General features: G+C 34.4%; 16 protein-coding genes and 1 pseudogene. 1 reads left to right on the top strand and 16 read right to left on the bottom strand.

Features of this window, described 5'->3' with window-relative positions:
* Positions 1-352 precede the first annotated feature (352 nt).
* The 15 genes from I4N53_RS00145 to I4N53_RS00075 form a co-directional block, all read right to left on the bottom strand.
* On the bottom strand, positions 353-853 hold the full coding sequence (locus I4N53_RS00145; RefSeq protein ID WP_214495294.1) for an ECF transporter S component: 501 nt from the start codon (positions 851-853) through the stop codon (positions 353-355).
* A 109-nt stretch (positions 854-962) separates the two neighbouring features.
* Complete coding sequence (locus I4N53_RS00140) at positions 963-1,475, bottom strand: transcription repressor NadR (protein ID WP_214495293.1); 513 nt, start codon at positions 1,473-1,475, stop codon at positions 963-965.
* The gene (locus tag I4N53_RS00135) at positions 1,450-2,025 is read right to left on the bottom strand and encodes a DUF5317 domain-containing protein (protein WP_214495292.1); all 576 of its coding nucleotides are present in this window, start codon (positions 2,023-2,025) and stop codon (positions 1,450-1,452) included. Before I4N53_RS00135 ends, I4N53_RS00140 begins: the two co-directional genes overlap by 26 nt.
* Positions 2,015-3,289 (bottom strand): HD-GYP domain-containing protein, encoded by a 1,275-nt coding sequence (locus I4N53_RS00130; protein ID WP_214495291.1) that lies wholly within the window; start codon positions 3,287-3,289, stop codon positions 2,015-2,017. Before I4N53_RS00130 ends, I4N53_RS00135 begins: the two co-directional genes overlap by 11 nt.
* Positions 3,290-3,509: 220 nt before the next feature.
* A complete protein-coding gene (locus I4N53_RS00125; protein ID WP_009051739.1) occupies positions 3,510-4,151 on the bottom strand; it encodes a hypothetical protein in 642 nt (213 codons plus the stop codon).
* Between the two features lie 129 nt (positions 4,152-4,280).
* Positions 4,281-4,826: a ribosome hibernation-promoting factor, HPF/YfiA family gene (gene hpf / locus I4N53_RS00120; RefSeq protein ID WP_214495290.1), complete on the bottom strand. Its 546-nt coding sequence runs from the start codon at positions 4,824-4,826 to the stop codon at positions 4,281-4,283.
* Positions 4,827-4,929: 103 nt separating this feature from the next.
* Positions 4,930-5,652: an amino acid ABC transporter ATP-binding protein gene (locus I4N53_RS00115; RefSeq protein ID WP_003866866.1), complete on the bottom strand. Its 723-nt coding sequence runs from the start codon at positions 5,650-5,652 to the stop codon at positions 4,930-4,932.
* Positions 5,639-6,301, bottom strand: a complete 663-nt coding sequence (locus tag I4N53_RS00110; RefSeq protein WP_214495289.1) for an amino acid ABC transporter permease — start codon at positions 6,299-6,301, stop codon at positions 5,639-5,641. Before I4N53_RS00110 ends, I4N53_RS00115 begins: the two co-directional genes overlap by 14 nt.
* A gap of 67 nt (positions 6,302-6,368) precedes the next feature.
* Complete coding sequence (locus tag I4N53_RS00105) at positions 6,369-7,151, bottom strand: basic amino acid ABC transporter substrate-binding protein (RefSeq protein ID WP_009051742.1); 783 nt, start codon at positions 7,149-7,151, stop codon at positions 6,369-6,371.
* Positions 7,152-7,491: 340 nt separating this feature from the next.
* Entirely contained in the window at positions 7,492-7,689 is a 198-nt protein-coding gene (locus tag I4N53_RS00100) for a zinc-ribbon domain-containing protein (protein WP_003866869.1), read from the bottom strand.
* Positions 7,690-8,291: 602 nt separating this feature from the next.
* A complete protein-coding gene (gene flgN / locus I4N53_RS00095; RefSeq protein WP_009051743.1) occupies positions 8,292-8,780 on the bottom strand; it encodes a flagellar export chaperone FlgN in 489 nt (162 codons plus the stop codon).
* On the bottom strand, positions 8,767-9,153 hold the full coding sequence (gene fliS, locus I4N53_RS00090) for a flagellar export chaperone FliS (RefSeq protein ID WP_009051744.1): 387 nt from the start codon (positions 9,151-9,153) through the stop codon (positions 8,767-8,769). Before fliS ends, flgN begins: the two co-directional genes overlap by 14 nt.
* Positions 9,154-9,167: 14 nt before the next feature.
* Entirely contained in the window at positions 9,168-10,727 is a 1,560-nt protein-coding gene (gene fliD, locus I4N53_RS00085; RefSeq protein ID WP_214495288.1) for a flagellar filament capping protein FliD, read from the bottom strand.
* 14 nt (positions 10,728-10,741) lie between these two features.
* Positions 10,742-11,083, bottom strand: coding sequence for a flagellar protein FlaG (locus tag I4N53_RS00080; RefSeq protein ID WP_038016358.1), 342 nt, complete (start codon positions 11,081-11,083; stop codon positions 10,742-10,744).
* Between the two features lie 139 nt (positions 11,084-11,222).
* Positions 11,223-11,408: a Spo0E family sporulation regulatory protein-aspartic acid phosphatase gene (locus I4N53_RS00075; RefSeq protein WP_012269594.1), complete on the bottom strand. Its 186-nt coding sequence runs from the start codon at positions 11,406-11,408 to the stop codon at positions 11,223-11,225.
* Between the two features lie 140 nt (positions 11,409-11,548).
* Here I4N53_RS00075 and asnB point away from each other — a divergent pair, with 140 nt between their 5' ends.
* A complete protein-coding gene (gene asnB / locus I4N53_RS00070; RefSeq protein WP_214495287.1) occupies positions 11,549-13,390 on the top strand; it encodes an asparagine synthase (glutamine-hydrolyzing) in 1,842 nt (613 codons plus the stop codon).
* Between the two features lie 40 nt (positions 13,391-13,430).
* Here asnB and I4N53_RS12575 read toward each other — a convergent pair.
* Positions 13,431-13,733, bottom strand: a pseudogene (locus I4N53_RS12575) (DNA methyltransferase); the annotation flags it as partial.
* Between the last annotated feature and the right edge of the window lie 52 nt (positions 13,734-13,785).

Genomic DNA, 13,785 nt, shown 5'->3' with positions numbered 1-13,785 from the left:
CACTCTCTTCATACAATTTTCACAAAAAAGAACGTCTCAAAATGATGCATTCTCTGTCTTAGACAAAGTTCCATTTTTATTGGCATTTTGCATCGTTCGCTCCAGGTGACATCACAGACTAAACTAAAGCTCGACCTCTGACTCAGGCGGGGTTCCGGGCACATTCGACATCCCTGTCTCAGGTGCCCGCCTCCGCCCTCCTTGGCTTCGGCCCCGCCTTCGTCTGTCGGTCTCGCTAAGTTTAGTTGCTGCTCTGTCAAGTCGCTTCACTTATGCAAAATGCCAATACATCATAAAGAGTTTGTCTACAGACTGAGAACATCTCAAAATGAGACGTTTCCTTTTTAAAAGGTTAATTTTTTATGTCCACAGCTTTAAACTTCAAAATAGGATTTAATACGTAAAATAGTGCCAATGCAATTGCAGAATCTATTGTGTGGTGAATCATTGTCCCTACTCCTACAACCACAAAAGCCTTGTAAAAATCAAATCCAAAAGGCATCACCACAATTGCTTCTAAACCAGCATGTATTGGAAGTGTAACAGCTAACGCCACGGGAAAAGAATATCCTCTTTGTATCATTTTAGCTCCAACATAGCCAAACACTGCGTGAACCGCTGCTCTTGCTGCTATTACAGGTCCCAATTTTATTAAAAATCCTATCGCAGATACAACACCTACAAATACTGCTGTTGCAGGACTTATAAGCATTGCCAGCATTACAGGTACATGAGATGCCAGTGTGGCTGAGAAAGGCGGAATAACTATCCCTAATACTCCTCCAAAAGCCAATGGTATAACAAGTGCCAATGCTGCTAAAAGCCCTCCAATAGTAATTTCTCTTGTCTTCACATTAAAACCCCCATTCTTTAACTTTCATAATTATAGTATACACAGATGTATATACACCTGTCAATAATAAAATAACCACTTTCTAAAAATTTTTAAAGTGGTTAAATCCTTATTCTATTAAAAAGCCTTTTTCCTTTAAGACCTTTTGTATTCTATCTAGTACCTCTTTATTTTCCCCTTCAACAGTGTGAAGATGAACTCCATCTGTCAAAGAAGATAAAAGGGTCGCTTTCCCTTCTTTTACAAATCCCATGAATTTACTTACATCATACCTTGAAGAAAGCATTAAAAGCCCTTTTATCTCCCCATAGAAGGGATGCTCTACAATTACATCTAGCACTTTTCCGCCATTGTCAACTATTAAATTTAACTCCTCCTCTGTTCTGTCGTATCCGTGTTTGACAGCAAAAACCCTTTTTACAGTGTTTTCCTTTACAATGTCTATTATATAACCTTGAGGGGTAGACAATATTTTAATCCCTTTAGCCCTTAAAATAGCTATGTCCTGCACAATAATCTGCCTTGTAACACCAAATCTTTTAGCAAGGTCAGAGCCGGATATAGGCTCTTTAGCATTTTTTAGAATTTTAACTATTTTATTCCTTCTTTCTTGCGCTATCATGACTCTTCACCTTTTTAAGCATTGCATTTGTAACAAGTAAAAAGGTGCCTGTTGCCATTATAAAATCTCCTATGCTAAAGGTTTTTGGCAGTGGATAAGGTTTCGGCAACACTAAGACATCTGCTAAAAATTTTAACCGTGTAGAACTTGTCAAAACCTGATGTGTAGCAATTTTATTTGCCTGAAGGTCAGGGATGAGATTATTAAGTCCCGCTGCCTTTAAAGCATCAATGGAGACAGGCATTCTTCCTCCGTTGGCAAATATAACGATAAAATTTAAAAGCACTCCAATGCTTATTATTCTAAAATACTTGTTATCTCTATTGTACCACAATCCTATGAAAAGCAAAAGATAAACAAAGAAGTGGATATAAGACCGGTATTCCATAATGACGTGAAACTTATTAGCAAGGTTTAACATGCCAAACTCCAAAACAAAAGCAGCTATAAAAAGGCTGGGTTTTTTTATGTCAATATCAGCAATTCCGCTGATTTTTCCTCTTCTTAAAGTTCCGTAAATTAGAGAAGCACCAAGTGAATCAAATATCATGCTTAAACTCCTCCCTATTCTTTTCAAAAGCTTTTTTAAAGGCGTTTATTATTTTAGGGCTAAACTGCGTCCTTTCATGTTCTAAAATTATTTTATAAGCTTCCTCTTGTGAAAAAGCCTTTCGGTAGGGCCTGTCTGAAACTAAAGCATCGAAAACGTCTGCGAGGGAAAGTATCTGCGCTTCCAATGGTATTTCGTCACCTTTTATGCCATCGGGATATCCACTTCCATCGTACCACTCGTGATGGTATTTCACCCATAGAGAGGCCTCCTTTAAAGCCGGAACATCTCTTAAAATTTCATAGCCTTTTTGGGGATGTTCTTTTATTATGCTTAATTCTTCATCAGTTAACTTCCCTGGCTTATTTAAAACCTCTTCTTTTACTCCAATCTTTCCTATGTCATGTAAAAGGGCTGCAATCCTCACCATTTCAGTGTGAGACTCACTAAAACCAAATTCTCTACAAAGTAAAGCCGCAATTTTTTCTACATTTTTTGAATGACCCGCTGTATATTTATCCTTTGCATCAAGAGCCTTTACAAGCACATTTATTGTGTCGTAATAAGACTGCTTTGAATCCATGTAAAGCTTAAACATATAGCGTATCATAAAAAGGGGTATGAAGAGTAAAATGAGACTTATATACCCTATTCTTACAAAAGCTTCTGACATAACTATACCTAAAAAGGCAAGAAAAAGAAAGTTTGGAACTGCCCATTTAAAGTCCTTTGTGAGAATGTAGATGAAGGATTTATTCATCAAAAGAGACAATAATATTGCTATAATAGACGTATTTAAAATATAATATACAATTGCTGCCAATATTGCAGATAAAAGGTGTTGAGGATATATGTAATTACCTGGAATACCTCCAGTATATTCATATATTAAACCAGCAATGCCAACACTTAAAGCTAATTGAGAAATATTAAATAATGTTTTATAATAAGGAAAATTAAATATATGTCTTACTCTACCATCCATATATTTTCCAATTTGAAAACCAATACCTATAGCAGCAATCAAAGCACCTTCATATGGGCCAAAAATAAGTACAGCCATTAAATCAACTGCAAATGCAACAGATACTGTAATTTCTTTTGTTACATATATTGGCATTGATTCAGCTAAAATAGCAAATAACCCAAATAAAATTATATCTATAATTCTATTTATAGGTGTGTTTAGTATAGAATAAATAATAAAAGACAAACCCAATACTGTTATTGTAGAAATATATATTTTTACTCTTTTGTTAAGCATAATAAACCTCCTATTTTTACTTTAAAAAATACACCTCAAACCGCTTAACCCCATGCATAATTTGCACCTCCTGCTAATGCAAGTGCCATTAAAGCCAGCAACATCTTTATAAGTGTCGTTTTGTTCATCCTGAAACCCTCCTTTGCTGTTAAACTTTCTGCCCTTAGGCTTCAGGTAACGCTACGCTAAGCAACTTTTAAGCGGTTTGGGTGTTAAAAAACTAACGGGACGTAATTGACATTACACGCCTGTTGACGGCGTCTAATGTGGCTTTTACCACAGCTTCCCCTTCATCTTTTTTTATAAGACAAGACCCGGTAAGGAGTTCCTCCTGGTTATTTGTCACATGAGTAACCCCTACAACTATTATCCTGTTTTTTGCTATATTAAATATATCGACATCTTCCAATAAAAATAAATGGTTTTTGGGAATCAACTTAGAAATAGAGTCCAGTGTAGCATTGGCAATTATTTTATATTTATTGCTTGCAGTATTAGGTCCTTCAGCATATCCTTCAAAAACCTCATCGCCTCTTGTGAGGATAACTCTTGCTTCACTGGTAAGTCCATTATTTATAAATGAATAGCTTGAAAAAACAAGCCTCTGTTCTCCTTGGAGATTTTCTCCAGTATCAATTTGCGCTACACTGACAATCTTGTGATTTATATCAATTCCAAACTGCGCCATTATGACAGATTGCACATCTCTTGCAATCTGCTTTGCATTCCTTGTACTGTCAGCCAACACGTGAATTTCTGTTATCTCACCATTCTCTACAACTACCCTACTGGATAGTACTCCTTGAATTTTATTTATATACTCTTCCATCGAATTTACTGTATCTTTTGTTATTTCACCCATTATCTTCACACCCTATTAAAATTTGTCCACACTAAAAATATATTCTATACAAAATTTAAAATTCCTTCTTTTTAGACAAAAAAATTGGGGATAGAGCCTATCCCCAATTTTTTAGCTTCTTATGTAGTTTTATTCTATTGGCTCTATTAAGCCATATTTCCCATCTTTTCTTTTGTATACGACATTTATAGTGTCAGTGTCGGCATTTGTAAATACAAAGAAGTTATGTCCCAAAAGGTTCATCTGAAGAATTGCTTCCTCAGGTGACATAGGCTTTATGGGGAACCTCTTTGTCTTAACTATTTCAAAGGAACCCTCTTCCTCTTCTCCCTTAGCTTCTTCATAAACAAGTGGAATTTCAAACCTTATTGACTCATTAGCACCAAATCTATTTTTAAGCTTTGCCTTGTGTTTAAGTATTTGTTTTTCTATTTTGTCTACAACCCTATCAATTGACACATACATGTCATCGCTGACTTCTTCAGCTCTAAATATAATACCCTTAAAAGGTATCGTGATTTCCGCAATGTGATTGTTTTTCTGTACACTTAAAACAGTCCTCACTTCAGTATCTTCTGGAAAGTATTTGCTTAACTTGCTCACATTTTTTATAACCGCATCCCTTAGTCCATCCGTAACTGTCATGCCATTTTTACCGCTTACTGTGATATTCATAGTATCAAACCCCTCTCATTATCCTTCTATTTAATATAATTCTACATAAAAAACAATATTCCTGCAATATGTGGAAACAAAAAACACTCCTTTTGGAGTGCCTTTACAAAATCTTACTTATAAATTCTTTTGTCCTTTCATTTTTTGTATTGTAGAAAATATCTTCTGGAGTCCCTTCTTCAATTATCATTCCATCGTCCATAAAAATGACTCTATCTCCTACTTCCCTCGCAAACCCCATCTCATGGGTGACAACTACCATAGTCATCCCTTCATTTGCCAGGCCTTTCATGACGTTTAAAACTTCTTTTACCATTTCAGGGTCAAGGGCTGATGTGGGCTCATCAAAAAGCATAATATCTGGCTGCATAGCTAATGCCCTTGCGATTGCAAGTCTCTGCTTTTGACCGCCTGATAGCTTAATAGGGTACTCGTCCTTTTTGTCTAAAAGACCTACTTTTTCAAGTAAGCCCAAAGCTATATCTTCAGCAGTTTTTTTGTCCATCTTCTTCACTTTAATAGGAGCTAACGTTACATTTTCAAGAGCCGTCAAGTGAGGAAATAAATTAAAGTGCTGAAAAACCATCCCTACTTTTTGCCTTATCTTATTGATGTTTACTTTTTTGTCGTTTATTTTGATCCCTTCAATATAGATTTCTCCTTTAGTAGGCACCTCTAAAAGGTTTATACACCTTAAAAGGGTACTTTTCCCTGAACCGCTTGGTCCTATTATTACAACAACTTCTCCTTTATTTACATTTAAACTTACACCTTTTAATACTTCTAAATCCCCAAAGGTTTTATACACCTCATTAACGCGTATCACCAGCCCTAAGCCTCCTTTCAAAGATTCCAAGGAGTCTTGAAAAGATGAAGGTCATTATAAAATATATAGCTGCAATGATGATGTAAGGCTCGAAATACTTATAAGTAATGCTTTGTATAATATCTGCTTGCCTTGTAAGGTCTGCAAAACCTATTACTGATATAATAGCTGATTCTTTGAGCATCACGATAAATTCATTTCCCAAAGCAGGAAGGATATTTTTTATTGCCTGAGGAATTATAACGTACCTCATCGCCATAGCATGAGTCATGCCAAGAGAGCGAGCTGCTTCGTTTTGACCAGGGTCTACCGCTTGTATACCTGCCCTTATAATCTCTGCAACATAGGCAGCGCTATTTATGGCAAGAGCAGAAACGCCTGCTGTAAAAGCGGGTATATCTATTCCAAATTGCATAAGGCCATTGTATATCAATAAAAGTTGTACCAAAAGAGGAGTACCTCTTATAATTTCAACATAGCTTGCGCCTATAAAGCTTATAGGTTTTATAGAAGACATTTTAATAAGAGCAACAATCAGACCTAATATAACTCCTATAGTCACTGCTAAAAAGGTGAGTTTTAAAGTCATAAGAAGGCCACTTACAAATAAATGACTGTATTTTACCATGCTCAAAAAATCTACACTCATAAAAATCTTCCTTTCTGCAAAATTTTAGTGGAGAACTATTTTGAAAATTCTCCACTAAATTTCATCATTACTTAAACCATTTATCTACAAGTTTGTCATATTCGCCACTTGTTTTTAACTCTTTTATCACTTCGTTTATTATATTCACTAATTCTTTATTTCCTTTAGCCACTGCAACAGCCATACCACCTTCCTCGGTGTTGATTTCTTTCATGGAAAGTATCTTCATGTCTTTGTATTCTTTTAAATATGCATTTGCCACAGTATCCTCCAATACTATTGCATCACATCTGCCATTTTTTAAATCCATGAAGGCGTCTCCAACACGATTTAGCTGCTTCAAATTTACATCTGGTATTTTTTTAGCAGCTTCTTCAGAAGTGGTACCTATTTGTACCGCCACAGTTTTACCTTTTAAGTCATCAAACTTCAAAATCGGACTATCATTTTTTACAACCACAACTTGTTGGCTGTTGTAATAAAGGTCTGAAAAGTCAACATTTTCGGCTCTATCCGGGGTTGGAGTCATACCAGCAACTATCATATCTATACGCCCTGCTTGAAGAGCTGGAATCAACCCTTTAAAGTCCATGTCTTTTATCTCTAGCTTTACACCTAATTTTTTCGCAATGGCATTTGCTATATCAATGTCAAAACCTACTATTGTATCTTTATTTCCTTCTACCTTATGAAACTCAAAAGGTGGAAAATCTGCACTTGTACCCATTACGATAACGCCTTTTTGTTTGATTTTGTCCAAAGTATTAGCAGGCTCGTTACCACAAGCTGATAAAAATAAGCTCAAAACAATGGTCATTGTTAAAAGAAGCAATAATGGTTTTTTATTCATTTTCCTTCTCCTCTCCTGTTTGTAAAATTTTTGTAAATTTATAAAAAGTGTCAATTATAAATGACTGGGATATATAGTTTCTCGACATTTTGCTTTCATAATTATAATATCATATGAATAAAATTTCAATAATTTTTTTGTTTAAAGGATAAAGGAAATTTTTATAGAAAGTATAAAAATATGTTGTGAAATAAAAACCTGTGGATAATGGGGATAAGTCTGTTAATAACTTTTAAATTCGGTTTTAACAATGTGGAAAAAGTTTTGAAATGTAAAAAAGACACCAAAATGGTGTCTTTTTTATAATCCTCTTTACTTTTCTTGCGAAAAAGTAAGGGGATTATCTACTCATGCCAAAAGCTTTCTTGTCTCTTCTGGCACCATATTGATGGTTTCTTCTTTTCTTTGCTTCTCTGCACTCTTTGCATCTTACAGGCTCATTTTGGAAGCCCTTTTCTGCATAAAACTGTTGTTCTCCCGCTGTCCACACAAACTCCTTTCCACAATCTTTGCACACTAACACTTTGTCTTGATACATAACTAATAATCCCCTCACTTTGAAATTTTGGTTCAATATAATCTTTCGATTATATTATAGGTGTATTATATCACCTTCGACCTTAAATAGCAATAAAATTTTTGCGATATCAAAATACAAATTCCGACATATTATTGTAAAATTTATACCAAGTTACTGCTTCTACCCAAGAAATATCTTCTGCAACAGAGGAACAAAAAACTGCAATAGAAGAAATATCAAAATCCGCACAAGATTCGAGCAATATTGCAAATACATTGATGAGTACAATAAATAAATTTAAAATTTAAAGAAGCGGCGATTTGCCGCTTCTCAGTTTATTGACAAAGTTAAAAAATTTTAAAGGAGATATTTTGCATCGTCGCTCCGATGTTCCAAAGCGACAAAACTAAAGCTCGACCTTCGGGCTCCGGCAGGGTACCGGGCACAATCGGCATCCATGCCTTAAGGTGCCCGCCTTCGCCATCCATGGCTTCGGCCCTGACTCCACCCTCGGTCTTGCTAAGTTTTGTTACCGCTTTGTAACAAGTCGCTCCTTATGCAAAATATCTCCTTTACGAAAGTTTGTCTACAGTCTGAGAAGCGGCGATTTGCCGCTTCTTTTAACGTTTTTTATCTAAAAAATAACTGTCAGGTGTATAGTATTTAAGATATTCTATGTACCCTTCTTTATTCTTTGACAATTCCTCTAATTTGTTCCCCGTTCTTTCAAAAACATCAGTTATCTCTTTGAGGTTTTTGTCATCTTTTTCTTTTATTTTTTCCAATAAGGCTTTTGCCTCTATGAATAAAGCTTTCAATTTACTTATTTCCCCTGTTATTTTATTTTCTAAAGCAAATATACTTTCCACTTTATTTTCTTTTTTGAAATTATTGTACAGAGGAATAAAATCGGTATCTAGTTCGTTAATCTCTTCAATAATCTGTTGCTTCGTAATAAGAAGATTTTTTAATTCTTCTAAATTGTTTGAAGCTATGGCAATACCTATTTTTTCAGTAACCTCACAAAGCTCTTTCAATTTCTGAATTTTATCCTGCACAAGTTGAGTAAGCTTTTCTACAGCATTATTCATCCCATCAACCTTTCGCATAGACTTTTTCTCTAACTTTATTAAGAGCTACACTCCAAGTATCCCTTAATTCTATTGCAAATCCTTTTACTTCTTCTAAAATTGTCACGTCTTTTTTTACGTTAGCATCAATTAATCTTCTTAGCATATAGTCATATAAACTGTACAAGTTTTTAGAAATATCATAATTCATATCCAAAGTAAGCATAAGCTCTGTAATAATGTCTTGTGCCCTTTGTATACTATTATTTGCTGCCATATAATCTTTTTTTTCTATCGTCCCTTTTGCTTCTTCTATAAACCTTATTATGCCATTGTAAAGCATCAGTACCAGCTCTTCAGGACTGGCTGTCAAAATCGCGTTTTCTTTGTACTGCTGATACGGATTTACCATCACCGCACCCCCTTTTATTTCATCATAACCCCAATTTGTTGGCTCAACCACGCACTTTGAGAATTCATTTGTCCTACATACATTTCTAGCTGCGTAAATTGCGCGTAATACCTCTTTTCAAGGTCGTTTAAATATCTTTGCATTTGAGCAATCCTATCATCTATTTCTCTTATCCTGTTTCCTATAAAGCTTGTATCGTAAAGCTGAGTGGTACTCCCTGCTTTTCTTGTTATGGCATCTATGCCTTGTTTTAAAGTATCATATAAATTTTGTGCAATGCCTGAAGTTTTCAAAGTAGTATTTCCATTAGAATCTGTCTCATAAACACCAGCAAATATCTTCATTACTTTGTCCAGATCATTTGCAATAGCATCTTTTAACTTCGTTTCGTCGATATAAAGTTTTCCACCTTCATACCATTGTCCTGTAGTAATGCCAATTGAACTTAAAGAACCTACACCGGATACTGTCGATGAAACAACATTTCTCATGGAGTAATATACTCGCATTAAAGTTTCGTCATTGTTTAAATTCCCTGACCTTGCCTTTTCTTCCCATAGTTTTATATCACTGTCTTTCATAGCTTGTTTTTGTTCAGAAGTCAAAGGTGGATAATCGTAATACCTTTTTTCTGTAAGCTTTGCATTAATCTTTGTAATTATATCATTGTAACTGTCAACAAAGCTTTTTATTGTGTTATATATTTTGTCAACATCTGTTAAAACAGTAAGGGTTGTTGTGCTATTACTTGTTCCTGTAAGGGTAATATTTATTCCTGCTACTGTGACATTGTTAGTTGAACTTGTCATTTGAACACCGTTAAAAGTAAATAGTGCATCTTGGCCTGTTATACCTCCAGTGTCCAAAACTTTTGAATCTAACTTTAACGTAGTTGTTAAAAAATTTTGAGCAGTTGGATCTGTAGTACCACTGAAATCAATCTTTGAATTTGTTCCAGTAAAATTTGATACCAAAAATAGCCTATCTAAGCCTGGGTCATATGTAGCACTTACACCTGTCTCATTAGTTTTGGCATTTATTGCAGCAACTACGTCTTTTATTGTCGCACCATTTTTTATTATTATTTCTTTGTCATTTCCATCTAATCCTTTTAAATAAAGAGTTATATCGCTTCCCGTATTATTAAGTGCATTATACGTATATGTTCCATCAGAATTTTTAGTTGCAGCACCAATTTTATCTGTACTTGCAGTTGTAGCGGCTTGAGCCAATTGCGATACTGATATGGTATACGATCCATTCACCGCATTTGCCCCTGCTGTAGCGGTAGCAACTGAAGGATTTGACGATGTAACAGTTTTTGCCATAAAAGTTCCCTGCAATTTGAGCTTAAAAACATTGTCATTTCGGAGTGACATAAGCTGACTGTTTATATCCCTTAAATCCTCTTGTTGCCATTGATACCATTGCTTTTGTTGTTCTAATCTATCAAGAGGAATACTGGCAGCTCTTATTAACTGTTGTACAATAGAATCAGTATCGAGTCCTGTCGCAAGACCACTTATTCTTAATAAATTGCTCATATTGTAGCTATTCATACTTATTGGATCCATCTTAATACCCCCAACTATATTTTTCTATCCACAAAAAGTCCAGCTATTTTCCATAATCCTGCCACAAGGTCAAGTATTTTTTCAGGAGGAATCTCGTCAATAACTTCATTCGTATCGCTATCAACAATTTTGACCATTATTGTATTTGTAGGCTTGTGTACAGAAAATTCAAAATATGTATGATCGTTAATGCTTATTTTTCTATTTTCTTTATTAAGTGCACTGTTAAGTTTGTCATCATCCACAGGTTTACTAAGTATATCTTTTACTACTTTTATTTCCTCTAATAGCCCACTATCCTTTCTAAACTGCGAATTCACATGTCCTGTTCTCGCAGTATTAATCCCCTGCAACATTGCCATTACTACCTCCTAGAATAAAAATTTATTATTTGTAACAACTTTCCTTGTTTGCTATTATAAATATCGACATATATTTTAAAAAGTTTAAATTTTTTTATGTAAACGCAAAAAGAAAAACAAGTAAAACAGCACTTTATTTTACCTGTTTTACTTGTTTTTCTTTTTGCATATACATCACAATTAATTCGTCTAATTCACGGCTTAACTCCAAAGATTTAGGAAGTTCTAAATTAGATTCATTTAATTTCTTTTTTAGAAACTTTATCCTTTCAGCAATATCATTTTCTTCATAATAATGCTCTTTTATCACTTTCTCCATATAAGCCGCATCCTCCTACAACATTTATGTTTTTATTATATCATGTAGAAATTAAAAATTCATTAGAAAATTATAACATGTATCAATGGCAAAAAAAGAGAATATATTTACTTATAGATTTAAATTTTAGGAGGATTTTTATGTGTGGAATAACAGGATGGGTTAACTTCGATATGGACTTGTCACTTCAAAATGAAGTAATCGAAAAAATGACAAATACCCTTAAAGAAAGAGGACCTGACGGTTCTGGAATATGGTTGTCAAAACATTGTGCTTTAGGCCATCGTCGATTAATTGTAATAGATCCACAAGGCGGAAGTCAACCAATGATAAAAAAATACGGTGAAAAAAATTTTGTCATTATCCATAATGGAGAACTCTACAATATGGATGAATTAAAAAACGAACTCATATCCTTGGGATATATTTTTAAAACCCGTTCAGATACTGAAATTATCTTGACATCTTATATAGAATGGGGTCCTTTATGTGTTAAAAAATTTAATGGAATATTTGCTTTTGCAATATGGGATGAAGTGCAAAACAGGCTTTTTATTGCCAGGGACCATCTCGGAATAAAGCCATTATTTTATACCATTAAAAATGGGTCTTTGATATTTGGCTCAGAAATCAAAGCAATATTAGCGCATCCTCATGTAAAACCAGAGATAGACTCTCAAGGTCTTGCAGAAATATTTGTAATGGGACCTTCAAGAACTCCCGGATGCGGTGTCTTTAAAGACATTAAAGAATTAAAAGCCGGGCATTATCTCATATTTACCAAAAATGGAGTAAACATAAACAAATACTGGTCATTACAAAGTATTCCCCATGAAGATAGCCTTGAGAAAACGGCGGAAAAAATAAGGTATCTCCTTAAAGACTCATCAGTAAGACAACTTGTTTCAGACGTACCTTTATGTTCATTGCTATCAGGTGGACTTGATTCAACTGCTGTATCTGCCTTTGCAAATGAAGAATTAAAACAAAAAGGTCAAAAACTTATAACATATTCTGTAGATTATGTGGGTAATGATAAATATTTTACGCCAAACAAGTTTCAGCCAAACTCTGATGCAGATTGGGTAAAATTTGTCGCAAAGAAACTTGACACAAACCATAACTATGTATTTATAGATAATGAAGAACTTGCATATGCTCTAAAACCAGCCTTGTACGCTCGAGACCTGCCTGGTATGGCAGATATAGATTCATCTTTATATCTATTTTTAAAAGAAGTAAAAAAAGGAGCCACAGTCGCTCTATCAGGAGAAGGTGCTGATGAAGTTTTTGGAGGTTATCCCTGGTTTAGAAACAAAGAAGCAATTGAGGCTAATACCTTCCCATGGATAAGAATGATCAATGAACGCATGAAATTACTTTTGCCAGAAGTTGTAAAATACATAAGACCTATAGAGTATTTAAATGATAGATATAACGAGGCTTTAAATGAAGTGCCAAAGCTCACTGGAGAAGACCCCAAAAATACCAGAATGAGGGAAATGTTTTACCTTAACCTAACAAGATTTATGCCCATGCTTCTTGACAGAATGGATAGAATGAGTATGGCAGTAGGTTTTGAAGCAAGAGTACCTTATTTAGACTACAGGCTTGTAGAATATGTATGGAATATACCGTGGGAAATGAAAAATTTAAATAACAGAGAAAAGGGAATATTGCGATATGCTCTAAAAGGTTACATCCCAAATGAAGTAATTGAAAGAAAAAAGAGTCCCTACCCTAAAACACACAATCCAGTATTTAAAAACATCGTTAAAAAATGGCTAAAACAAATAGTTGATGACAGTACATCGCCTTTATTACAACTTGTAGATAAAAAAGCGATAATAACACTTATAGAAACAGATGCAAAAGCCTATGACCCTGCTTGGTTTTCTCAGCTTATGGGCTCCGCCCAACTCTTCGCTTACCTCGTACAAATAAATATGTGGCTAAAAGATTATAAAATTTCTATAGTGTAATAAAATAAAGATACGTTAAATGGCGGGAAATCCCCGCCATTTAGTATAATCCCGTGCTATATTTTATTTTGTTTAAATTTTCATCTTTTTTAGGCTTTCTAAATATAAATAAATGTTCATGCATAATCATATAAAAATTATATTTTTCAACTTGTTTTTCCCAATAAGGTGTAGACTTACAATTATGTTGAACTTTTATAATGTCCTCCTTTAATACAAAGCCATTCTTAAGGAAAAGTCTCATTACATAATATGAAAGAGGTATATAATGCCCGCTTTTTCTTGTATCTCCTATTAAAATAGCACAATATCTGTCTTCTTTCAAAACTCTATAAAGTTCGAGTCTGTGTCAAGATTTTGTAGGAAAAAAATTTTTATAACTGACCTCACCGTTA

The organism is Thermoanaerobacter sp. CM-CNRG TB177 (assembly GCF_018588165.1).
GTDB lineage: Bacteria > Bacillota > Thermoanaerobacteria > Thermoanaerobacterales > Thermoanaerobacteraceae > Thermoanaerobacter > Thermoanaerobacter thermocopriae.
This window is presented reverse-complemented; position numbering and strand designations above follow the sequence as displayed.

Excerpts from the sequence above, each read along its gene's own strand:
- I4N53_RS00140 (WP_214495293.1), bottom strand. The coding sequence starts at position 1,475 with ATGATAGCGCAAGAAAGAAGGAATAAAATAGTTAAAATTCTAAAAAAT.
- I4N53_RS00135 (WP_214495292.1), bottom strand. The coding sequence starts at position 2,025 with ATGATATTTGATTCACTTGGTGCTTCTCTAATTTACGGAACTTTAAGA.
- I4N53_RS00130 (WP_214495291.1), bottom strand. The coding sequence starts at position 3,289 with ATGCTTAACAAAAGAGTAAAAATATATATTTCTACAATAACAGTATTG.
- I4N53_RS00125 (WP_009051739.1), bottom strand. The coding sequence starts at position 4,151 with ATGGGTGAAATAACAAAAGATACAGTAAATTCGATGGAAGAGTATATA.
- hpf (WP_214495290.1), bottom strand. The coding sequence starts at position 4,826 with ATGAATATCACAGTAAGCGGTAAAAATGGCATGACAGTTACGGATGGA.
- I4N53_RS00110 (WP_214495289.1), bottom strand. The coding sequence starts at position 6,301 with ATGAGTGTAGATTTTTTGAGCATGGTAAAATACAGTCATTTATTTGTA.
- I4N53_RS00105 (WP_009051742.1), bottom strand. The coding sequence starts at position 7,151 with ATGAATAAAAAACCATTATTGCTTCTTTTAACAATGACCATTGTTTTG.
- I4N53_RS00100 (WP_003866869.1), bottom strand. The coding sequence starts at position 7,689 with ATGTATCAAGACAAAGTGTTAGTGTGCAAAGATTGTGGAAAGGAGTTT.
- flgN (WP_009051743.1), bottom strand. The coding sequence starts at position 8,780 with ATGCGAAAGGTTGATGGGATGAATAATGCTGTAGAAAAGCTTACTCAA.
- fliS (WP_009051744.1), bottom strand. The coding sequence starts at position 9,153 with ATGGTAAATCCGTATCAGCAGTACAAAGAAAACGCGATTTTGACAGCC.
- fliD (WP_214495288.1), bottom strand. The coding sequence starts at position 10,727 with ATGGATCCAATAAGTATGAATAGCTACAATATGAGCAATTTATTAAGA.
- I4N53_RS00080 (WP_038016358.1), bottom strand. The coding sequence starts at position 11,083 with ATGTTGCAGGGGATTAATACTGCGAGAACAGGACATGTGAATTCGCAG.
- I4N53_RS00075 (WP_012269594.1), bottom strand. The coding sequence starts at position 11,408 with ATGGAGAAAGTGATAAAAGAGCATTATTATGAAGAAAATGATATTGCT.
- asnB (WP_214495287.1), top strand. The coding sequence starts at position 11,549 with ATGTGTGGAATAACAGGATGGGTTAACTTCGATATGGACTTGTCACTT.